This window comes from Bacteroidia bacterium (assembly GCA_023228875.1).
In the GTDB taxonomy this organism is placed as follows: domain Bacteria; phylum Bacteroidota; class Bacteroidia; order NS11-12g; family UBA955; genus JALOAG01.
Window position 1 is genome coordinate 21362 of sequence record JALOAG010000001.1, and the last position, 22022, is coordinate 43383.

Below are 22022 nucleotides of genomic sequence, written 5' to 3' on the forward strand. Positions count from 1 at the left end.
TTGTATCGCAACTGTTTTGTTTATTTTTTTCGTGCGTTGGGAAAATTCAAGCTCTTTTGGTTTTTTAGCGTTGGATTTGTGAGTGGGAAAAACCAAATGTGCTTGAATGTGCGGTGGGTCAGGGGTTGCCTATAACGGTTTGCGGCTTGGCGATGTTTTTTGTGAGGGGATTTAAAGCACAAAAGTTCAATAGAAGCACTGCCGTTCATTATTGCACTAATGTTGAATAAAGCACTGTCGCCCCCGAACAAAAAATATAGCCAAACCGCTGTTAGCTGCCGTTTTTCTTTTTTGTCGTGGGGGAATAGTGGGGTCATTTTCCGTATTTGTCTTTGAGTTCAAGTTTCTTTATTCGTGAGTTAATTGCTCCTACGTTTCGTCCAAATATTTCTGCAAGTTCTTTCGCTTTCTTGCCTTCACAAAATAGCAATTCAAGTTTATTGTCGTCTTCTGCTGTCCAAGGCAAATATGCCTGTTGATGTGTTTCTCTGATTTTCTCTACCGAATATGTTTTGCCGTCTTTGGGTTCTTTAAGTTCTTTGAACTTTGTCAGCGACTTTTTTAATGCTTCAACAAAGTCTTTCAAGTCTTCGTCATAAACCATAAGTCGGTGATGTTCGTAACCGCTTTGAATTTTTTTACTTTCGGAAATTTTCAGATACAAGTCACCTTTCTCACTTTTCTTGATGTCAAAAAAGTAAGTCCGTGAACCTTTAGTGATTTTCTCGCTGTAAATTTCGTTATCGCTCATAGTCTATTTAAAAATGTCAAAGTTATCACAAAGGTATTTGTCAAAACGAGGATATGCGTGTTCAGTTTGATTTTTTGTTTTTTTTCCGTTGAACCATATTGAGCGTTTTCCCTGATTTTTTCCTGTTTTGTTTTGTACGGCTTCATTAATAAAATCTTCTGAAGATAAAATCCACATTTTGTCCAATCTGTGAGAGTAAAATACAAAATAGTAGTTTTCTCTGTGTTCGTGAGTAATTGCAGCAAACAAAGCTGCATCACCAAATTTCACGTCTTTTGAACGAGCTTTTATCTGGACTTCTATGAATGAGCCGTCTTTTTTTCTAATAACAGCGTCAATAGCAAAGTCGTCAATTAAAGGAATGTAAACGTCAAGTCCTTGTTCAAGCATTTTACTGATAACGTAATATTCCATTCGTTTCCCAAAACCTGCATTATGTCTAAAAGTGTTGCTCATTTTTGTTTGTGTCTTTCGTTTTAGTGCTGTCGCCCCAAAATGGCAGCTAACGTTTTGGCGCTTGGCGCAGTGGCGGATTTCGGAGCACAAAACTGTCAATACACCACAAAAGTTGATGCGAGGTAGAATGTTCAATTAACCACTGCACCCGCCATTGAGCCAAACGCCTGTTACCAGCTGGCGTTCTTGTCCACCGTGTATGTAAACCATTGTCTTTGTTGATTTTATGTGTCTTTGTCGTGTTGGTCTGTGTGTCGGGTGTTTTAATTTTTTCAGAAGGGAGGGAGAAAAAAAAATGAATTTCTTCTTGGGTTGGGAAAAGCACACTCTTGGCCAAGTTTTGGCTTGTGTGTCGGTTTGTGCGACTTGGCAATGTGTGTGCTTTTGTGCGTTGGCTTTTCATTATTATTTTGTTTGAAAATTCCAATTAGAAACTTTGATGTCATCAATTGTTTTAAAGAAATCTTGATAGTGTTTAAATATTTCGTGTTTTCTAACATTGGTCAAAGCATTAGTTACTAAGTGACTTCCAGCTTTCCATTGAAATACGTCTCTTTCACTTTCAGGATTCCAAACTTCATCTTCTCTTTCTTTTAAATGTATGTATGGAATTAAAACTGTGTCAGATATTATTTTCAGATACTGTTCGAGAGCCAAATAATCTCCTTCCTCAAGTCCGTATATATGAATACCTGATAGTCCTATGAGAAGCATCAGTTCTGTAAAATGTGTTGCCAAGTATGTTGCTCTAAAGCCACCGTAAAACAATGTCTTAAATTCATGGCAAACATTCTCAATATCTTTTCTATTTGAGTCGGTGGCAGAAAGCAAAAACAATAGAACATAAGCCAAAGCATTTTGAAATTTACCTTCATGCAACTGAAAGGAAGTGAAAGGGTCGCTACTATTTTCTGATGCTAAGTGAATTGGAATTTCCTTTGCTATTCGTTGTAATTCGGAAACAAATTGATTTGTAATTACAATTCTGTTTGAATCGGGAATTTCGCTTGGGCTTATTTTATTTAGAGATAACCAACTAAACAAAGCAATAAAGTCATTTGGAAATACAAATTTGCTTATCCATTTTACAGTTTCTGCATTCTCTGTTTTTATTTTCTTCAATAAAACTACATGGCTTAATTGTTTTAAATGGTCATAAAGTTTGTTGTCATTCTTGTTCCTATAACTTAAACCAAAAACATGAACAAAAATTTGTTTGCCAATTGTGTCCCAGTGGTTTTCTAAAAACTTTTCAATTAGAGTTTCTGTCAGCCAATCAGGTGGGGTTTTGTCTGGTGCTGAATCATCAACTAAACATGCTGATAAAAAGATTAGTTCTTTAGAATTTTGATAGAGTGTTTTGAGTTTTCCTTTAGTAATTTCCAAGTCAAAACCATACTGTCCAACCAATACAGCCCTAAGTAAAGGCTTCATTTTTTCAAGCAAGTCATAATTTAATTTCCGATTTCTTTCATTCCTTACTAATTGCAAACAATTAATAAGTGGGTCAGATATGCCATGCATGTATTGAGTAGAACGAAAAATATCTAACCAGTCATTTGTGCATAGAGGTTTTTTTATTGAATGATTGTCCTTGTAATATTCATTATTGAGTGAAGAAATAAGAAGATTGAAAATATTTGTACAGACATCTTTTCCAAGTTGTTTCTTGAAATTTTTCAAAAGGGTTTCTTTGTCTTCTCCTTTATAACTGGCTCTTGTAAATACTATAAACAAGTTCGCTAATGCAATAGGATTTGATTTAAATTCATCTAAAAGTTCATTAGCTATTCTTTGAAATTCAATTACGACAGAAGGCTTATTAAGTGAGATGTAACCTTGGTTTGTTTTGAAAGGTTCATTGTATCTTTCCTTACCATCAACAAACGAAAACTCAACTCCTTCAATTTCAATTTTTGATTTTGAAATATCGTGGACAACCATCCAGTCAACTGTTGACTTGGAAGAAATTGTTTTTTGAATAATAGTTTTAAGCTGCTCCATTATATACGCAATCTTTCTTGTGAATTTTTAAAAATGCCTGTGTATTGTCTTGTTATTTGCCGCAACTGACTTTCATCTATAACAGGAACAATATCAAGTTCACTCATATTTCCTATACTGTTTGTTATAATTACACACCTGTCTAATACTTCAACTCCATCTTGGTCAATCAATGAAAACCAATATCGGGCATGAAATTCAGCTTGAGCATTGAAGAACATAATAGTTGATGCAGGAAAATATTTTTCAAATTTATTTGTGAGAATATACCCCTTGAAATACTTCTCATACTTGCTAATCCAATCAATTGCTAATTGATTTCTTGCTCTTCCCCAGTAACCTAAAAAGTAGAATTTGGAAATACCTTTTTCCAATGCTGAATGTGTCATCGCATTAAGCAAAGCAATTTGGTCGTCTTTCAATTGAAGTTCTGCTGTTACACTATCTTCTTTTATATCACCAAAAAAGTATGGGTCTGCAATTAGAATTTTTGGTCCTAAATAATCTAAAATGGATTTGAATAAATCTGATAATTTTTTGTTCGCTGTATTCTTGTCAGCATAAACATTTTGTTGCCAAGTGAAATTCGAAATATTTTCAGGTCTTTTTTTCTTGTCTGATGTGAGCATGAAGTCTCTACCATAAGCATCCTTGAATGTGGCGTTGGCAATATGTCCGTTCACTTGAATGTCTTGAATGAGAAAATATTCAATTACTTTTTCTTCATTGTCATCAACCAAAATTTCAACCTTACCTTTTTTTGTGGGTTCAGTTAACTTGGTTTTGAAAAATCCTGTGTTGCTATCAATGGTTGCTTTTCCAATCTCCTGTTCACTTTCATTTTTTATAATAGCTTCATATTTTGATTTTGGATTGAAATTTTGTTGATAGAAGCCGACCATTTCTTTACTGCCAATTCCCTTTTCAGAGGTTTTTCTTACTCCATGAAATGTAAGATAAGCGGTTCTATATTCTTTGATGCCCCAAATTCCTTTTTTCAAATTGTCGTGAATGAAATTGTCCTCAAAGAATCCTAAAGGGAATAACGGTTTAATTTCTAACGAACCATTTTTGAAAGCAGAGAGAAATTGCAAGTTCTCCTTTTGATAAAACTCTTGTGGAATTAGAGTATTGTTCTCCGTTACTAATGAATCAAATTTATTTTCTCTTCTACTTTTAAAAGGGTCAGCATTATTTGTCTTTATATCATGTGGAGAGATTGTCAGAGAGATTTCTTTACTATCAATGATTAGCTTTTTATCTGAAAGTATATCGTCAAAAATTTTCAGCATTATGGAATCCTTTCCACATCCTGTCCATTGATTTATAGAAAGTTTATCCCAAACTTTATTTGGTTTCCCATCTTTCCCTGCTCCGTCATACCAATGAATTTTATTACTTGGATAAAAATCAGGAATAGTTTTTAGATAAATAAAAAGCAACTTCTCATTGCTTCCATCGCTTTGAGTAATGAGGGTAAGTATGCTTGCATTTGGAAACTTAGTAGGCATATTATCTTCTTAAAAGTTCATGATTTATACTTTCTTCTTCAATCCATTTTTCAGGAATAAGACTCGTCAAAATTTCCTTTGCATTTTTCGGAAAAAGCGAATAGTCGATTTCGGTTTTCCATTCTCTAATCTTGGCCAATGTTTTAATTGGCTCTTGTGGAACAAGTATCTCAATTTTTGGGAAATATTTTCTTTTAATACTTTGGAAAATTTCAATTCCTCTGTTGTCCCAATCGCACAAATAATAAAATGGAATTTCAGGTTCAATAACATATTTTAATTTGGCGGTGTTTCTTCCTCCTGCATACCATAACTCTACATTATACAATCTTTCTTTTTTCATTTGATTGTCATTTTCACAAAGAATGATTGCCTTAGGAATTCTGCTCTTGCAATGCAGTATTTTTAAATACTGTTGGTCGTGTTCATCAATCGGCAATTCATTTAATTCTAAAACATTTAATACAGCATTATATAGCTTGCTTGCTCTCGTTAAATATTTTGCACTATCAAAGTAAAGCGTTGAAATCTCTTTTTGACTTTTATCTGAATCCAAAATTTGTTCTCTGTTTTGTTCTATTTTTAAAAGTGCGTCAAGTTCTGATTCTTCAAAATTTGTATCATTGAGACTATATCTTTCAAGGAGTCCAGAATAATTGATAAACTTTTCTTGCAAATTTTCAGAATAGAAACAGTCAAAAGAATCCGTTTTGGAGATTGTTTTTTTATTTACAGTAATTACATATTCCATTTCCAAAATCCTTTTACCCAAAGGAACGCCAAGCAACTCAGTTGATGTTTCTCCCTCTATATAAAGTTGATTAAGTTGTTTTAATGCCTTCCACTTCATTTTGTTCTTGTATATGTTTATCTAGTTCAACTTTTCTGAATTTCGTTTTAAAGAAACTCATTGGTGTATAGTTGCGGTCTTTGTCCTGCTTACCTTTAACAAGCATATGTAAATACCATTCATCATTGGTGTATGAGCCAAATGGTTTTGGAGTCATTGTCAATAACTGATATCCAAATTGTTTAGCTATGTCAGGAAAAATATTAAAATTAGTGTCGTCAATATTTGAAAGTTCTTCAATGATGATGAATTTTACTCCTTGATTTTTTTCTTGATGCTTTTGAACTATTGACAACCTTCCAATACAAAGAAGTGCTAAAGCTGTGTATGCTTGTCCGCCACTTCCAGTATTCTTTTTCCCTTTTTCATCTTCCATTCTAACCTTTAATGAGAAATAAAATTTTGGATTAAGAAGTTGAGATGTGTCAGCATTCACCGAACCATAAAACTTCTTCGCAATATTTCGTATCAGATTTTCAGGAGTATTTTCATTAGAAGGTAAATCTTCTGGAAGGGTAAACAAGTCAGCACCTTCTTTATGAACTCTGCCTCTTGCTTTCATCTTTTCAATCCAGTCAATATTTATGTCTTTACGTGGTTCAAATTCAACTTTAAATTGGAACGCATCACTAACTTTATTTTTCTCAAAGAAGAAGTTCAACCTTCGAACAGTATCCTCATGTGTTTTATATTGTTTTTCAACCAATCCAAAAACATTTGTAAGAATCTTTAATTGTAATTCTCCTAAAGTTAAGAGTTGTGTGTTAAGTTGATTAAGTTCTTTAGTCAAGCCGCTTAAACCTATTTTTCCACACAATACATTTTCTAATGTTTGATAGCTATAATAAGAAATGCCATTTCCATCATACAGTTCAGGATTTTTCTTTTCTGGTTTTGATTCATCAAATGTTGCAGCAACGGTCATGTATTCCTGCTGATACATTTTTTCTGAGCTGTCAAATTCCTCTTTGACTGTTATAACGGTATCTTCTGTTACATCGCCTAATGTTAGAAGTTTATCAAATTGTAAATCGGTTTGTTCTTCAAGATTTCGTTTTGCAATATTGAAATTAGATTCCGAAGATTCCTTAGCGACTTTCAAGGAATGAGTTTGACTTTTAGCATTATTGAATGCAGAAAGAGAATCATCTCGTTTTGTTTTTGTTATTCGTCTTATTCTTTCTGCTGCTCTAATATCTTTTTCTCTTTCATCTCTCATTTCAATAAGTTCTTCCTTGCGGATTTCCTTTACCTTTAAATCTGTTTTATCAACTGGTTCTTGCATTTCAGATTTTAACTCATTGATGTCGGTGAGTAAAGGTGTTAGAACTTTTGTATTTTCTTTTAATGAAGATTCAATTCTATCTGTTTTCTTAATGATGTCGGTAATTTTATCGTCCAACTCTCTAGCTTCTTCAGTAAGTGTTGTCAATTTTGAAAAAGAATCAAAATTATCTTCAATGAATTGAATATTTTCTTCCGTTAAAAGTTTATCTATTTCAAATTCATCAATTATTGAACGGTTAGTGTAAATGTCAATCAGTTCTTGATTTAATCCGATTTGTATAAGACCTGCATTTAATTCCCTGTTTTCACGAAGTTCTTTTTCATATACTAAAATTTCATTTCTGATAGCTTCTCTATCGCTTTCAATAGCCTTTTCTAATTTGTCTTTATCGTTGAATAGTTGTTTGGGAACTAATTCAAAATATTCTGAAACTTCGCCTAGAACAATCCAAATTCCGTTGCCATCACTTTCGTATGAATTTAGTAGTGCTTTGGGATTCAAAGAAAACTTGTTGCCTTTTTTTGCTTCAATCTTCTTTATGTAAATTTCTTTGAACGCCATTAAAACAGTTTCTTGTTCAATCGTCAATGCCGATTTCTGCTTAACAGCCCAATGAAAAATCGAATCGGTGTTTTTTCCTTCATACAAGGTTAATACCTCTTTCAACGTTTCAATTTTCTCCTGTAAGAATAAGTTACGCTGATTGTAGTATGCATATGCGGATTCGTAACCTTCAATCCACTTTGAAGTTTCAAACTTCTTATAATGAATGCTTGTTATTAATTGGTTTAATTTGAATTTTTGTTGTTTAATTTTTTCCTGCTTTTCAAAAGCCGACTTAATCAAATCAGGTGTTTTAAATTGTTCTATTACCGAAGAAAGATTTTCTAAACGTTTGTTGAACTCTTTATTTTTATCAAGTTGCAATTTAAGTTTCTCAATGTTTTGTTTTCCTGCTTCCGTTTGTTCATCTTCTAACTTGCTTCGTATTTCATTACAAATTTCCTTCTGCTCAATCATTTTAGTATACGATTCTCGGCATTGGGCTTCATAAGTTCCTTTTGCATTATTGTATTCATCAAATGCCTTGTTTTTTAACTTTTCATTTTCTTCAAACGCTTTTGTTGCTTCTTGCTTTTTCTTAAAAAGCAAATGTGCGTTTTTTGAAAAATAACCTTCTTTTGCTTTTACATAAGTTTCATGATTTCCTTTCAGGTGTTCTAAAAGTTTCTGTTTTCTTTCCCAAATTTTAATTTCTTGGTCTGCACGATGAAAATTTCGGATGTGCTGATTTAAAATTTCCTTCTGATTGTCAAAAGTTGTTTTTATGTCTTCATCATCTTCAAATAGAAAATTTTGCAAACTTCTTGAGTCTGTAATTTTCAGTGTTTTCGCTCTTGCAAATGACTGTAAGACCTTTGCAAATGATTTTAAGTTTGCTTCTTTCGTTAAGTCAAAAGGTAAAATATGATTTTTGAAAAGCAACTCAAAATATTCATTCAGCTGCTCTCTTTGAAAGAAGTCTTTTAAATAAATGTCATGCTTCTTTTTAAGGTTTCTTTTAAGTTCAGTTAAATCATAAATGTGTAAGTTCTCCGCAATGAAATCTTCTGAATTAAGAGGTTGTTCAAAAGGTTTAAGAGCAATTTTCTTGTCTTCAAAATCATCTCCTTTCTGAACAATGAAAGGTCTTACAGGAACTCTTGATGTTCTCGGAATGAAAACACCAATTGTTATAAATTTCCCTTTTGATTTTTCAATATTTAAAAAACAATAAGCGTGGCTTATCCAATCTCTTTCCAACGGAATTGTTTCAATTTTTCTATCGTCTTTATCTAAGCCCTCTGTTCCAGGCTTCCATTCATCCCTAAGGGGAATAAATATTAATTGCAACAAATCAGCAATAAGCGATTTGCCTAAGCCGTTGTTCCCCGTAAAATCAGTTCTGACATCATGCAACAAGTAGTCAGCATTTTCGTGCTGACGAACGCCTACGGTTGATATGGAATATATTTTAGGATAACTGCTCATTGTTCAAATACTCTTCAATTGATTCTAAATTGTCAATTACATCTCCATATAATCTGCTTATTCGTTCAATGCTTGGCAAAACTTCAAAATGGATTTCTTCCTGATTTTTGAAAACAATCCACCCCAATTTTTCAAAGTCAGAAAGGATTTTTCTCACTTTATCTTTTACATCTTGTTCTTCTCTTGGTGTGTAATTTTGTTTCACTTTGCTAAAGAGAATATTTTGCCAAAGTTCTTTGTGTTCACCTTCCTTAAAAATTTGTTCAAGTTCTTGCCAAGTAAATTCTTTCTGTTCAAAAAATCTCTCCTTGTATAGGTTTAAAAACAGAATAGCAAAAATCACTTTGTCATCTTCTAATTCTTTGCTTCGGTTTTCTTTCCCAAATTTTCCTTTTCCGTCATCTGGGAAATCTAAATAATAGAATTTACCGTTATCACTTTTATCACTTACTAAGTTCATTCCGAAGAATTGTTTGTAATAATCTTCAAGTCCTTTATCGTAAAATTCGTCTATGAAAGAAAATAAACGAATGTCCGTTCCAAAATCTTGAATGTGTCTCCCTTGCTTTAATGCAATGTCTGCATCTGCAAAGTATTTTGTTGCTTGTTCCGAATTTAAGAACGGATAGTTTGCATTTGCATTCTCCATAATGTTATGTCGTTTTTATTTTTTGTTACTTCTTCTTTTTGGATAGATATTGTTTTTTGGTCTGATTGATTATGTTCTTCAATTAAACCGAAGCATACCTGAATAGGCACTTCAAGATTATTTTCTTGTTCAATGATTTTGTCAAACCATTCGTCAAATTCAATTTTAACTCCCGATTCTATTTCAGTATTCATTTTATCTAACCATTTTGCAGTTGCTTCTTGAATTTCAAGCAATGCAAGACCTTTTCTTCTTTCAGATTGTTCGTGATGTTTGTCGTATTCTTGTTGTTGTGGTTCAGCTTTAGCATAAAACTGAAAATCAACTTTAGGTATTGCGATAAATTTTACAGGAATAAACGGCAAATATTTTCTTTGGAAAACATCAGGAAGCTTTATTTCTCCTTTTTCGTTTCTACTGTATTTAAGCATGAGCAAAAGCAATTTTTCAATTTTGATTTTAAAAAGTTGCTTATGTTTCAACGTGTCAAGTAAATTTCTTAGCCGTTTTGAAGCAAGTTGAATTTTATCGTTAATGACCATTATTCTTCTGTCAATACTGCCAAAAAAATATTCAACTTCATTTTGCATTCTTGAAAATTCATCAAATGTTTCTTCATCTGTTGCAAAATGTTCTTTTGCTGACTTTATTTTACTTAAAGTGTCATTCTTATAGTCAATGGTGTTTATTATGCCCGTTGTTTGCTTTTCAAGCAAGGTGAAAATTTCCATGTAAGAATTAATCTGCTCTTTTGGATTCTCGGTTTCGGTTTTAAGAAGTGTGCTTAGTTCGTTTATTCTGTCTGCAACTTCATTGTTCAATTTTTCGGTATGTGAGTATATTTCGTTTCGTGCAGGTTGAAAGTTATTTTTGAACCAATAACTAAAAGTTTCAATGTTAAGTAAATCTTCGTCAAGTAATGGTAAAGTCCTTTTGAACACATGAAATAACTCTAACTTTTTTATTTCAGGTTGGACTTCTTGAATAAGAAGTTTACAAAATTCCTTTGCAAAAACTGTTAAGTGAATTTGATATTTGTTTCCAACTCTTTCAGTAATGTAAAAATGATTACTTAGTTTTTTAGATAGGTTTTCTTTATTCTTGTCTGTTGTAATGTTTAAAAATTCCACAACATCGTCTATCGTATCATCAAGGTCTTTTTGACCGAAATCTTCATTAATGTACCCCTTTTCTATTTTTTGATGAAGCCAAACAATAAGCAATAAAGATTCCTTTTGCGGAATCAAGTCAGCATAGTTTTTATTAAGTGATATGATTAAATCTTTATCCATGTTCAGTTCACTAATATAAGTTTATTGCGGAATAGAGCAGAGGGAAAAAATGGCTCTTTTGCTTTTGCCGAAGGGTCGGCTAGTGGGGTCGGGGCAAAAGCAAATGTGCCATTTGTGCGATGGCAATAGAAATTCATTTTTTTTTGTGCGGTGGGGAAAAAATTAAAACACAGAAGGGTCGGCAATGAGTGTCGGCTTACTCGCTGTCCGTTTGTTATATCGTTTCTATGTCTTTGGTCACCTGTCAAAATGGTTTACTTTTTCTCGTTAATGTCTGTCGCTTTCTTGTTGTTGTGTCGTCCAATACGCTTGCTGGTAACGGTTTCGGGCTTTGCGTTCGGGCGGGTTTCGGAGCACAAAACTGTCATTAAGCACTGAACTTAAATAGAAGCACAAAGCTCTAAGTTTGCACGTCAGCCCGCCTGACGCAAAACCCGTGTTACCAGTAGTTTTTCTTCCGCTGTTCATTATTTCAAGTCGTCAACGATGTCCGCAAAGTCATACTCGTGAATAAGCATTATTGTGTGTCCTTCTTTTCGCATACTCAAAGCCTTTTCTACTTTTCGTCCATAGCAAGAAAAAGCCCAAGCTGGATTTCCATTATCGCCAACAATTAAATAGTCTGTCTTGCGTGTAACACTGTCTGTTGGAATGCCGCCAAGTTTTATAATGTCTTTCTGTAGTTCTTCTCTGTTGCCTCGTTTGAGAACGCCAGTTATGCAAAATGTCTTTCCTGGAAATGTCACATTAGGTTCGCTTGTGCAAAGTCCTGAAATACTAACGTCCGATGTCTCACTCTTAATTTGTTCGCCTGTTTCTTTGTCATGAAGTTTTACAAATTGGTTGAAATATGCTTTTAAAACTAATTTTTCTTCTTCGTCAACCTTGTGGTCGGAAACGATTGATAAAATTAAACTCCTTATTTCGTCATAGGGATAGTAAGTGTTTAAATGCTCGTTTTCTTGAAGCCAATTATGCAGGTCGAAAATTTCCTTTTCGTTTATTATCCCGTCTGATAAAATTCCATGACAAAGTCCTTGCAATGTTTGCAGGTCTGTTGTTACAGCGTTGTAGTAGTAGTTGTCATTTTCATATTTTTGGCATAACCAATACAAGTCTTCAATTGTTTCTTTAGGTGGAATTTTGTTCGAGATTGTCTGCTCGATAATATTCATAAATTCATTGAACGGATTTCGGTCAATAAGGTCATTGTGTGCAACAACCCATTTATGAAGTTCGTTAATTTCCTTTTCGTTTACGTTGCCGTCTAAGTTAATGCCAAGCAAAATCCCTTTCAAAGAACTTATTGCTTTGTCGGCTTGTGCTTTTGCGGTGTAAACTTTTAATGTCTGTTCGTCAAGGTTGCTCATTATTGTGTCGTCTTTTAAAATTACTGGTAACGGTTTGCAGCTACAAGAAGTTGGCGATTTCGGAGCACTAAACTGTCTGCCGCCACTGAACTTGATACGAAGCACAAAGCTTCATTTAACCACTGAACCGCCAATTTCTTGTAGGTGCTGTTATAGCCAGTTTTTCTTTTCATTTCGTGTCAATTTGAGTTCTTCTTCGTTTCCATTCTTTCCACATCAATTCGTATCCATCTCTGTCGTAGTTGTCGTCAGGCATTTGTTTTGGTTTACTAGTTTTGTAAAATTCTTCTACCCTGTCCACAAAGTTTATTATCTCATTTTTGTAGTCGTCTCTTGAAATCAAAATCTCTGCATTTGATTCCGTTGTCAACTGAATATTGTTGTCAATATGTTTTACCCAATAATTAATTCCTGTAAAACAACCTTGTATGTGAACGTCTGTACTATTTTCAAGATGGTCAATATGGTGTCCGCAACAAGGAATCAAATGTTCACCGACTAAATTTCCTGGGTTGTGATTGTTGTCAATTGTTCTTAATAAATGAACTGACATTGCACTTAATGTCCAGTGATTTTCTTTTTCTCTTCGGTCAACAATAATTTCATTACCAATTCTAACTTTCACTTGTCCGTGAGCACATAAGTCAATTTCTTCAGGGGTGTCTTCCAACCAATGAATGTCTAAAAGTTCTATTTCAAATTGTTTTTCTTTCATTTCGTTGTCGTCCTAAAATTGGCTATAACTCATAAATATGCGCAATAATACAATATTTATTTCAAATATCAACATACTAAGCAAACGGGAATATTCTCTTGATAAACAGGCAATCAGATTAAAACCAATATTGCGCATTTTGCATATTATCTTTTCAAAAAGATTGCGTAAGTTTGTATTTTGCTATACAAAATGCGCACTTTATTATGACCAACACCAAAAACTTTTTTAATAAACAGTGTTATTCTTTTGCACCAGGGCAACACCGTAAACAGGAAATTATCTGGATTATATTTCCGTATGATTTGAAACTCATTGATCACTTAAAAAAATTCTCAAAAGCAAAATGGAGCCATTCTAATAAAAAATGGTATGTGCCCGATAATACATTTTACCGAAAACTATTCGGAATAGACCGGGAATATTCAGGGAAAAGTGCTTTGATTAAAATTCATGAGGTCAATCTGCCTGCATTAAAGCGATTTAAAGAGCAGTTGCTGATGAAAGCTTATAGCCCCAATACTATTCGTACTTATGTCTCTGAATTTACGCAACTGCTTATAGCTATTAAATCATTTTCGGTTGATGAACTTAATGCTGAACGACTAAGGAGTTATTTCCTTTATTGTATAAAGAAGCTGCGACTGTCAGAAAATGCTTTGCACAGCAGAATGAATGCAGTTAAGTTTTATTTTGAACAGGTATTGAACAGAGAAAAATTTGTTATGCAGATTCCTCGTCCTAAAAAACCAAGCATACTACCAAAAGCCCTTTCAACCAATGATGTAAAAAAGATGTTGAGCAGTTTAGAAAATAAGAAGCATCAGTTGCTACTTAAAATGTGTTACGGAATGGGGCTTAGGGTGAGCGAACTGGTAAACCTTAAAATTACAGATATTGACAGCAACCGAATGCAGGTTTTGGTTCAGCAGGGTAAAGGCAAAAAAGACCGCTACGTAAATTTACCTGAAACAGTGTTAGAGCAATTAAGGGATTATTATTTAGTTTATAAACCAAAGAAATTTCTTTTTGAAGGACAATACGGGGGTCAGTATGCTGTTCGTTCGGTGCAGCAAGTGTTTAAAAATGCAATGAAAAATGCAAATATCAACAAGAAAATAGGTGTTCACAGTCTAAGACATTCCTATGCTACACATTTGATAGAGCAAGGAACAGATATCAGATTTGTACAGGAATTACTCGGTCATAAAGACATTAAAACCACTATGATTTATACCCAACTTACTGATCAAACAAAAAGAAAAATAAAAAGTCCGCTGGATAATTTATTTGGTTCAGAGTAAATTTTCCTTCTGCAACATCAATCAATTTACCAAAATCAACTTAGTGACGCAGGTGTTGTCGCCTTTTTAGTCTGTAACACAACGGCAGTCTGTCTAATAACTTCCTTTAGTTTTTGATAAACGCTGCTAAACTACTCATTTATTTCATTTCTAATCAACTTTAGAGAACCTTTCTCAAAAGTTGATTTACTTAAAGTGAAAAATATAATGTTGTGAAACGGCTTCAAATTGCTTGTTAGAGCTAAAAAATTACAGCCAAGTACTCTTAGGTACTTTTTGAGCAGGTTTGGGTCTAAAATATTGAAGATTCAGCGGTGGTTTAAATTTAGTAAACCAAATATATAAACTAACTATTAAATAATATGTTGTTAAGAATCAATGAGTTAATAAAGGGGGTGGTTTTTAGACAGTTTGGAGATTTTGTGCAGCTTTTTAATTCATTGGGGTATCCATTTCTTTTACAATCTCTTGTTTTACCCACTGTCTATTTTTTCGGCTCCATAGATATAAGTCTTGTAGCATGTCACCGGAGCTCATTATCGGCATTCTTTGTATTTTTTTTGTCTTGGGTTCATTATCAACATCAAATGTGTAGTAGGTTTCATACCAATAAAGACTTGCTCCGGGATTTAAGTCGGTCTCTGCTGATTCTACAGAGTTGTCTTTTCTAAATTTCAGTGTCGTAATCTCTTGGAAACTTAGTCTAACATTTTCAAACTGTATAATAACCACTCCCTGTCTATCATAAATCCTTATTATTTGTCTGTTATTTCTTGTTTTACCATAGGTAACAGAAATTTTTCCGTCTTTATATCTAACAGTACTAGAGTCGTCTTCTATTTTTCTTTGGGGTTTTGGGTTAACTAAAACCTTCTTTTTCTCCTTGGCTTGCGTATCGGTTTTAATCTGGTTTTCTTGTGTAGGTTGTGTTGTATAAACAGTATCAATTTGCGATGTTGTATTTTCCAGTTCTAAAATTACCTTTTGTAATGAATCTATTTTTGCTTTTGCAGAAAGGTCCGGCTCGTAGTAATGATTCTCTTGAAAACAAGAAACCAATAAAACAGAGCCTAATAACAGCAAAAAAACTTTCATAACTTTTCGATTTGCAAATATTAATCCGGTTTTAATAGGAAAAGTAAATATTGTGAAAAAGAGGTCCTTACGTGGTTTTCATATCGACAGATATGGATTGCTTGTTTGCACTATACATAATGCTGATTAACAATTATATGCAAAGGGTTCTATTTTATTTTGCCACATCTTTTCCCTCCGGTTTTTCTTTCCAAAACTTTCATTATTTTTGTACTCCAATCGCAGCTATGTATTAAGACTGTTAAAGGGATTAAGCGTAATTGAGCTTTTTAAAAACAGCCATACAGAATTGTCGGTAACAACTCTAAAATTATATTTAATTAATAAACACAATGAATGGATTTGAAGAACATCTGGAAACCCATGTAAAGAAAGAACGAGCAGCGGTTAACCTTGCAAGTAAAACAGGGCAGCTTCTTTATGACAAAGGTGTAGAACTTGTTTTTTTGAGAAACCACTTAGTAGATTTAACAATTTCAGAAATACTTAACTTACACGAATATGCTAGAAAAGTAATTGACAGACCTATTGACGTTTATATGTCGTCTTCATTAGCAGAGGCGCTGACCGAAATAGATTTAGCTCCTTCAAAAATTGATATCGGTAGATTGGCATATGAATTTTCTCAAAAGAAAGATACTTATAATGGAGACCAGTCCGCATTTTTGAAAGATACATTAAAAGACTTTATTGGACCCGATAAGTTTAAAATGATACCAAGAGATGTTGTATTATATGGGTTTGGACGTATAGGTCGTTTGGCAGCAAGAGAATTAATAAAACAAGCAGGAAAAGGACAGCAACTCAGATTGAGAGCCATTGTTACCCGCGATAAAGATCCTGAAATGCTCGAAAAACGTGCTGCTTTATTGAGAAGCGATTCTGTCCACGGTGCTTTTGACGGTACAATAAGTGTTGACAAAGAAAACAATGTGTTAATTATTAATGGTATGAGGGTTCAAATGATAAGTGCCAACAATCCTGAAGATATAGACTATACACAATACGGTATTCATGACGCACTTATTATTGATAACACCGGTGTGTTTAAAGATAAAGAAGCATTAAGCAGACATTTAAAATCAAAAGGTTCTTCTAAAGTAATCCTGACCGCACCCGGAAAAGGTGTTCCAAATGTTGTTTATGGAATAAATCAGGGAACATTAGACAGAGACAACGACCATATTTTCTCTGCCGCTTCTTGTACTACGAACGCAATCTCTCCTATTCTTAAAGTAATGGAAGACAATTTTGGTATTGTAAAAGGTCATATCGAAACAGTACACGCATACACCAATGACCAAAACTTATTGGACAATATGCATAAAAAACCAAGAAGAGGTCGTTCTGCTGCCATTAATATGGTAATCACTTCTACCGGAGCGGGTAGTGCAGTAACAAAAGTAATCCCTTCTTTAGAAAACAAATTAACGGCAAATGCAGTTCGTGTACCTACTCCAAATGGTTCTTTGGCTATTTTATCTTTAGAACTAAATAAAGAAGTTACGCTCGACTCTGTGAACGAAGCAGTCAGAAACGAGGCTCTTAATGGTAAGCTAATTAATCAAATCTTTTATTCTGTAGATCCAGAACTGGTTTCCAATGATATCATAGGAAACACTTGTTGTTCTGTTTTTGATTCACAAGCAACCATTATTTCTAAAGACAATAAAAATGTGGTGCTATACACATGGTATGACAATGAATTTGGTTATACAAAACAGGTAATACGTTTGGCTAAATTCGTTGCAAAGGTTCAACGTTTGATTTATTATTAATCAGATATTGTTTGTAATATAATGTTAGAAATGGCTGAAGTAAACTTCAGCTATTTTTGTTTAAACCCGTTGATAATTGTGTTGTATAGAGTATATCAACATTTACCCTATATTTATGTGAATTGCTGAGGATAAAAATAGAACAACTGAGGATAAGCCCATAAACCAATTTTTCTTTGTTGATTGTTGTGTATAATCTTTCGTTTTAACCACAAATAACCAACAGTAATTTATTTTTAAAAACCCATTTTAAACACTCAAAATTATCCCATTCACATTCAAGAATAAAATGTGTAAAACAGCCATATTAAAAGGTTTGGATGTTAATATTGCGTGAACAAAGTATTGATTGACATATACACAAGCGATTGGTAAAAAATAGTTTTGCTGCTATTCACATCTGTAAATATGAATAAAATTAATTTTAAAGAATATGAATATATTTTGTTTTGTTGATAGGATAAAACCGTGAAAGAAAAACGAAACGAAAAATAATACTCTCGCTTACTTACTTTTGCGGCATCAAATTAAATAGAGATGTTGGAAAAGTTAAAACAAATTGCTTCTCAAATTGAATCATTTAAAATTGATTCATCTGCAACTTTAGAAGAGTATAGATTAAAATTCTTGGTAAAAAAAGGATTGATAAACGAGCTTGTAGATGAGTTTAGAACTATTGATAATAATTTAAAAAGAGAGGTTGGAAAAGAGTTAAACTTGTTAAAAGAGAGAGCAAACCAAAAATGGGAAGAAGCGAAAGAAAAGTTTGAATCAAACAAACCAACAAAAGAGCAAACAATTGATGTAACATTACCTGTTCATAGCGTAACATATGGAGGCAAACATCCGATTACAGAGGTGATAGATGAGATAAGTAATATTTTTGCAAGAATAGGTTTTACAACAGAAGAAGGACCTGAAATAGAAGATGATTATCACAATTTTTCTGCTTTAAATTTTCCACCAAATCATCCTGCAAGAGATATGCAGGATACTTTTTTTATTACGAATGATTTTGCATTAAGAACCCATACATCATCAGTACAAATAAGGGTAATGAAAAATGAAAAACCGCCAATCAGGGTTATTTGTCCCGGAAGAGTATATAGAAACGAGGCTGTGTCAGCAAGGTCTAATTGTTTCTTCCATCAGATAGAAGGATTGTGTATAGATAAACATATAAGCTTTGCAGACTTAAAACAGACATTGTATTTTTTTGTAAGAGAATTCTTTGGAAAAGATTTACCGGTAAGGTTTAGAGCTTCTTATTTTCCTTTTACAGAACCAAGTGCAGAAATGGATGTGTTTTTAGGAACAGAAACAGAAGAAGATTATAGGCTCACCAAAGGAACAGGTTGGTTAGAAATATTAGGATGTGGAATGGTAGATGTGAATGTGTTGCAAAATGTTGGATTAGATTCAAAAATTTATTCCGGTTATGCTTTTGGATTAGGTGTTGACAGAATAGCAATGTTAAAATATGGTATTAAAGATATACGAACATTATTTTACAACGATGTCAGGTTTTTATCACAGTTCAGTTCTTTTTAAAAAATAACAAATGCTTCCATCAGAAAAAAGAATAGGAATTATAGGAGGAGGGCAGTTGGGGAAAATGTTGGCAGAAGCCGGTTCTCCATGGTTAGTAAAATATAATTTTTTAGATATATCCGGTTCCCCTTGTGCATTGTTAGGAGGAAATTTTATTGAAGGAAAAATAACCAATGCTGACGATATAAATAAATTAGCTCTGGTTTCAGATGTGTTAACCTATGAAATAGAACATATCAACACAGATGCTATTACTAAATTAGAAGAAGAAGGGAAAAAGATTTTCCCAAAACCTTATGTACTCAAGATTATCAATGACAAAGGAAGTCAAAATGAGTATTTAGAAAAACATAACATAGAAATTCCAAAGTACTACAACTTAAAAGAAGAAAAGGATTGGGTAGAAAAATTAGATTTATTTGAGGGAGAAAAAATTGTAGTAAAAGCACGCAGAGGCGGATATGATGGAAAAGGGGTTAGTATTTTAACCAAAAATGAAATTAAATCCGGTATAAAGCCTTTTCAGACAGATAATACTTTGTATGAACAGTTTATAGATAACGTTACCGAAATATCAGTCATTGTAGCAATAGACCAGCAAGGAAATGCAGAAACATTTCCATTGGTAGCAATGGAATTTGACCCTATTAGCAATTTAGTAATGTTTTTACATACCGAAATTGATTTGCCGGAATCTGTTCAGAATGATTGTAAAGAGATATCCATAAAAGCTGCTTTGTCTTTTAACTCACCCGGTCTTTTTGCAGTTGAATTATTTGTAAAAGGACATGAGGTATTGGTGAATGAAATTGCACCCAGACCACATAATTCGGGTCACCATACAATCGAAGCATGTTATACATCACAGTTTGAACAGTTAAATAGAATACTATTAGGATTACCTCTGGGCAAAACAGATTTGATATGTTCTGGAGCTATGATAAACCTTGTGGGTGCAGATAATTTTTCAGGAAAATATCAATTATCAAATACCGAAGAAGTAATGAAAGAGTCGGGTATTTACATTCACCTTTACGGGAAAACAGAAAGCAGACCCAATAGAAAATTAGGTCATATTACTGTGTTAGCAAAAGATAAGAAGGCTTTATTTGAAAAAGTATCCATTGCTCAAAAAATTAAAGTAGTACCCAAATAAGAGTATTATAAATAAAATTAGTACCTTTGCACCCTTGCATAACAAGCACCTCTAATAAGTTTTATTCAACACAAAAATTAATATTCTAATCAGTACGAATGAGACAACTCAAAATAAGTAAACAGTTTACAAACAGGGAAAACAAGTCCCTTGATAAATATCTCAATGAAATCAGCAAAGTTCCAATGATTGATGCTCAAGAAGAAGTGGAACTTGCTCGCAGAATACGAGAAGGAGATCAAAAAGCCTTAGAAAAATTGGTTAATGCAAACCTAAGATTCGTAGTTTCTGTATCTAAACAATATCAAAATCAAGGGTTAACTCTTGGAGACTTGATAAATGAAGGTAATTTTGGTCTTATTAAAGCTGCAAAAAGATTTGATGAAACACGTGGTTTCAAATTTATTTCTTATGCAGTATGGTGGATTCGCCAGTCAATTTTACAAGCACTTGCAGACCAATCCAGAATAGTTAGACTTCCGTTAAATAAAGTAAGTTCAATTGGAAAAATTGCAGCCGCAGCAGCAAAACTTGAGCAAGAACTAGAAAGACCTCCAACATCTGAGGAAATAGCAAAAGAGCTTGATATTTCTGTTGTAGAGGTTGAAAATGCATTCAAATCTTCCGGACGTCACTTGTCTATTGACGCTCCTTTAACAGAAGGTGAAGACAATACATTGTTAGGAATATTGGATAATAATGACGAACCGGATCCGGATTCACCCTTGTTAAACGAATCGTTGCAAAAAGAAATAAATAGAGTTATTAGCACACTTTCAGACAAAGAAAGAGATGTATTGAGATATTACTATGGCTTAGATGGTGGTCCCGCTCATACATTAGAAGATATTAGCGAAAAGGTGGGATTGACAAGAGAGCGTGTAAGACAAATTAAAGAAAAAGCTCTTAGAAGATTGAGGAAGTCTTCAAAAAGCAAAATATTAAAATCGTATTTAGGATAAAAAAGCCCCTTTGAAAAACCAAAGGGGCTTTTTTGTGATTAGAAGGTTTTATTGTTTAATAAAAATCGTTCTATTGATAATATCCTTTTGGTCTTTAAGTGTAATATAATAAGTGCCAATTGGCAACGAACTAATGTCAATTACTTCATCTTGTAATACTTTTCCGGTTAAAGCCATTTGACCCAATGTGTTATAAATTTCATAACGAGTATTAGGTAAAAATAAGCCACTAATTCCTATGAACGAATTTGCAGGGTTAGGATAAAGAACTATATTTTCATTTACACCCAAAAAAACTTTTCTAATTCCCAAAAGAGTTTTAACACCGTTAATATCTGTTTGACTTAGCCTATAATAAACAAAACCTTTGAGCTGTGTAGGTTCTTCAAAATGGTAATTTAGCGGAGTATAACTATTACCCGCACCGTTAATTGTTTTGACTTCATCCCAATTTACTAAATCAATACTCCTTTCTACTGTAAAAAAGTCGTTATTTTCTTCAGAAATGGTTTGCCAATAAAGATGAACACTTCTCTGGTATTCTTCAGCTTTAAAATATCCTAACTCAATAGGAAGTCCAATAACAGCCCTCATGTTAAATGCAACAAATGCTTGATCGCTTTCGCCACTCAATTTATGAAATAGTGATTTAACCAATAAATAGTTGGAGGCTGTAATCCCAAAGTCTGCAAAGTCATATCCAATGATTCTAATATCTCTATTACCGGCAAGGCTGGGTTGATAGCTAGGTGGTGAACTGCTAGGATTATAAAATTTCCAATATCCTTTACCGCAAGTAGAAACAGTGTCAAAACGAACAGCTAAAAAGTTTCCGATGACAGAATCTTTAACGTCTCTAATGCTAAAACTATCTGCTTTAGTCTTAGAAGGGTCTCCTACTTGTGTAATAATAATATCAGGAATACCGTCATTAATATAAGCTAAATCAATACCTGTATAATGATAAATTATAGACCCGCTTGAATTAAACAAAGCTGTACCCAAATCTAAACCATTCGTACCGTCATCTAAATAAAAGGGCGGAGGATTTGTTATTGGATTTGGGGTAACATTACCCGGACCTCCATATCGAAAACCAACTCCAACATATTGAGTAGAAATAGAATTAGCAGGTAGTATAGCCTTATAATCTTGAGGTGTAAATGAGATACTTTTTGAAGTTAATAATGCATCATTAACACCTGTAGAATAAACAGTGCTACCTATTTTATATCCTAATAATAAATGCGATGTATCGG

Annotated in this window: 18 protein-coding genes; 5 read left to right on the top strand and 13 right to left on the bottom strand. The window is 33.3% G+C overall.

The genetic code is table 11. The annotated features are described in order from the left end of the window. Positions 1-20 precede the first annotated feature (20 nt). From M0R38_00115 to M0R38_00165, 11 genes are all read right to left on the bottom strand, one after another. Positions 21-317: a hypothetical protein gene (locus M0R38_00115; GenBank protein MCK9480152.1), complete on the bottom strand. Its 297-nt coding sequence runs from the start codon at positions 315-317 to the stop codon at positions 21-23. Beyond that, positions 314-751 carry a PUR family DNA/RNA-binding protein gene (locus M0R38_00120; protein ID MCK9480153.1) on the bottom strand — a complete coding sequence of 146 codons (438 nt, stop codon included), beginning with the start codon at positions 749-751 and terminating at the stop codon, positions 314-316. The genes M0R38_00115 and M0R38_00120 overlap by 4 nt, the downstream gene beginning before the upstream one ends. A gap of 3 nt (positions 752-754) precedes the next feature. Next, complete coding sequence (locus tag M0R38_00125) at positions 755-1207, bottom strand: group I intron-associated PD-(D/E)XK endonuclease (protein MCK9480154.1); 453 nt, start codon at positions 1205-1207, stop codon at positions 755-757. 405 nt (positions 1208-1612) lie between these two features. Beyond that, a complete protein-coding gene (locus M0R38_00130) occupies positions 1613-3211 on the bottom strand; it encodes a hypothetical protein (protein MCK9480155.1) in 1599 nt (532 codons plus the stop codon). Beyond that, on the bottom strand, positions 3211-4722 hold the full coding sequence (locus tag M0R38_00135) for a hypothetical protein (GenBank protein MCK9480156.1): 1512 nt from the start codon (positions 4720-4722) through the stop codon (positions 3211-3213). Before M0R38_00135 ends, M0R38_00130 begins: the two co-directional genes overlap by 1 nt. 1 nt (position 4723) lies before the next feature. After that, entirely contained in the window at positions 4724-5572 is an 849-nt protein-coding gene (locus M0R38_00140) for a hypothetical protein (protein ID MCK9480157.1), read from the bottom strand. After that, on the bottom strand, positions 5544-8891 hold the full coding sequence (locus M0R38_00145; GenBank protein ID MCK9480158.1) for a hypothetical protein: 3348 nt from the start codon (positions 8889-8891) through the stop codon (positions 5544-5546). Before M0R38_00145 ends, M0R38_00140 begins: the two co-directional genes overlap by 29 nt. Continuing rightward, on the bottom strand, positions 8875-9540 hold the full coding sequence (locus M0R38_00150; GenBank protein ID MCK9480159.1) for a chromosome partition protein MukE: 666 nt from the start codon (positions 9538-9540) through the stop codon (positions 8875-8877). Before M0R38_00150 ends, M0R38_00145 begins: the two co-directional genes overlap by 17 nt. Then, positions 9507-10832, bottom strand: a complete 1326-nt coding sequence (locus M0R38_00155) for a hypothetical protein (protein MCK9480160.1) — start codon at positions 10830-10832, stop codon at positions 9507-9509. The genes M0R38_00150 and M0R38_00155 overlap by 34 nt, the downstream gene beginning before the upstream one ends. A 467-nt stretch (positions 10833-11299) precedes the next feature. After that, the gene (locus tag M0R38_00160) at positions 11300-12202 is read right to left on the bottom strand and encodes a BRCT domain-containing protein (protein ID MCK9480161.1); all 903 of its coding nucleotides are present in this window, start codon (positions 12200-12202) and stop codon (positions 11300-11302) included. Positions 12203-12371: 169 nt separating this feature from the next. Next, on the bottom strand, positions 12372-12917 hold the full coding sequence (locus M0R38_00165) for a hypothetical protein (GenBank protein MCK9480162.1): 546 nt from the start codon (positions 12915-12917) through the stop codon (positions 12372-12374). A gap of 206 nt (positions 12918-13123) precedes the next feature. Between M0R38_00165 and M0R38_00170 the strand changes: the two genes are divergently transcribed. Then, a complete protein-coding gene (locus tag M0R38_00170; protein MCK9480163.1) occupies positions 13124-14221 on the top strand; it encodes a site-specific integrase in 1098 nt (365 codons plus the stop codon). Between the two features lie 432 nt (positions 14222-14653). Here M0R38_00170 and M0R38_00175 read toward each other — a convergent pair whose 3' ends face one another. Continuing rightward, the gene (locus M0R38_00175) at positions 14654-15316 is read right to left on the bottom strand and encodes a hypothetical protein (protein ID MCK9480164.1); all 663 of its coding nucleotides are present in this window, start codon (positions 15314-15316) and stop codon (positions 14654-14656) included. A gap of 332 nt (positions 15317-15648) precedes the next feature. On the opposite strand from M0R38_00175, the gene M0R38_00180 reads away from it, so the two are divergent. The 4 genes from M0R38_00180 to M0R38_00195 all read left to right on the top strand — a co-directional run bounded on the left by M0R38_00180 (position 15649) and on the right by M0R38_00195 (position 20763). Then, entirely contained in the window at positions 15649-17094 is a 1446-nt protein-coding gene (locus M0R38_00180) for a glyceraldehyde-3-phosphate dehydrogenase (GenBank protein MCK9480165.1), read from the top strand. Between the two features lie 537 nt (positions 17095-17631). Further along, a complete protein-coding gene (gene pheS, locus M0R38_00185; protein ID MCK9480166.1) occupies positions 17632-18645 on the top strand; it encodes a phenylalanine--tRNA ligase subunit alpha in 1014 nt (337 codons plus the stop codon). A gap of 10 nt (positions 18646-18655) precedes the next feature. After that, the gene (locus M0R38_00190) at positions 18656-19801 is read left to right on the top strand and encodes a 5-(carboxyamino)imidazole ribonucleotide synthase (GenBank protein MCK9480167.1); all 1146 of its coding nucleotides are present in this window, start codon (positions 18656-18658) and stop codon (positions 19799-19801) included. Between the two features lie 98 nt (positions 19802-19899). Further along, positions 19900-20763, top strand: coding sequence for an RNA polymerase sigma factor RpoD/SigA (locus M0R38_00195; protein ID MCK9480168.1), 864 nt, complete (start codon positions 19900-19902; stop codon positions 20761-20763). 48 nt (positions 20764-20811) lie between these two features. Here M0R38_00195 and M0R38_00200 read toward each other — a convergent pair whose 3' ends face one another. Then, positions 20812-21756: a T9SS type A sorting domain-containing protein gene (locus M0R38_00200; GenBank protein ID MCK9480169.1), complete on the bottom strand. Its 945-nt coding sequence runs from the start codon at positions 21754-21756 to the stop codon at positions 20812-20814. Positions 21757-22022: the final 266 nt, after the last annotated feature.

Excerpts from the sequence above, each read along its gene's own strand:
- M0R38_00175 (MCK9480164.1), bottom strand. The coding sequence starts at position 15,316 with ATGAAAGTTTTTTTGCTGTTATTAGGCTCTGTTTTATTGGTTTCTTGT.
- M0R38_00145 (MCK9480158.1), bottom strand. The coding sequence starts at position 8,891 with ATGAGCAGTTATCCTAAAATATATTCCATATCAACCGTAGGCGTTCGT.
- M0R38_00135 (MCK9480156.1), bottom strand. The coding sequence starts at position 4,722 with ATGCCTACTAAGTTTCCAAATGCAAGCATACTTACCCTCATTACTCAA.
- M0R38_00170 (MCK9480163.1), top strand. The coding sequence starts at position 13,124 with ATGACCAACACCAAAAACTTTTTTAATAAACAGTGTTATTCTTTTGCA.
- M0R38_00165 (MCK9480162.1), bottom strand. The coding sequence starts at position 12,917 with ATGAAAGAAAAACAATTTGAAATAGAACTTTTAGACATTCATTGGTTG.
- M0R38_00155 (MCK9480160.1), bottom strand. The coding sequence starts at position 10,832 with ATGGATAAAGATTTAATCATATCACTTAATAAAAACTATGCTGACTTG.
- pheS (MCK9480166.1), top strand. The coding sequence starts at position 17,632 with ATGTTGGAAAAGTTAAAACAAATTGCTTCTCAAATTGAATCATTTAAA.
- M0R38_00120 (MCK9480153.1), bottom strand. The coding sequence starts at position 751 with ATGAGCGATAACGAAATTTACAGCGAGAAAATCACTAAAGGTTCACGG.
- M0R38_00130 (MCK9480155.1), bottom strand. The coding sequence starts at position 3,211 with ATGGAGCAGCTTAAAACTATTATTCAAAAAACAATTTCTTCCAAGTCA.
- M0R38_00115 (MCK9480152.1), bottom strand. The coding sequence starts at position 317 with ATGACCCCACTATTCCCCCACGACAAAAAAGAAAAACGGCAGCTAACA.
- M0R38_00180 (MCK9480165.1), top strand. The coding sequence starts at position 15,649 with ATGAATGGATTTGAAGAACATCTGGAAACCCATGTAAAGAAAGAACGA.
- M0R38_00150 (MCK9480159.1), bottom strand. The coding sequence starts at position 9,540 with ATGGAGAATGCAAATGCAAACTATCCGTTCTTAAATTCGGAACAAGCA.
- M0R38_00190 (MCK9480167.1), top strand. The coding sequence starts at position 18,656 with ATGCTTCCATCAGAAAAAAGAATAGGAATTATAGGAGGAGGGCAGTTG.
- M0R38_00160 (MCK9480161.1), bottom strand. The coding sequence starts at position 12,202 with ATGAGCAACCTTGACGAACAGACATTAAAAGTTTACACCGCAAAAGCA.
- M0R38_00195 (MCK9480168.1), top strand. The coding sequence starts at position 19,900 with ATGAGACAACTCAAAATAAGTAAACAGTTTACAAACAGGGAAAACAAG.
- M0R38_00140 (MCK9480157.1), bottom strand. The coding sequence starts at position 5,572 with ATGAAGTGGAAGGCATTAAAACAACTTAATCAACTTTATATAGAGGGA.
- M0R38_00125 (MCK9480154.1), bottom strand. The coding sequence starts at position 1,207 with ATGAGCAACACTTTTAGACATAATGCAGGTTTTGGGAAACGAATGGAA.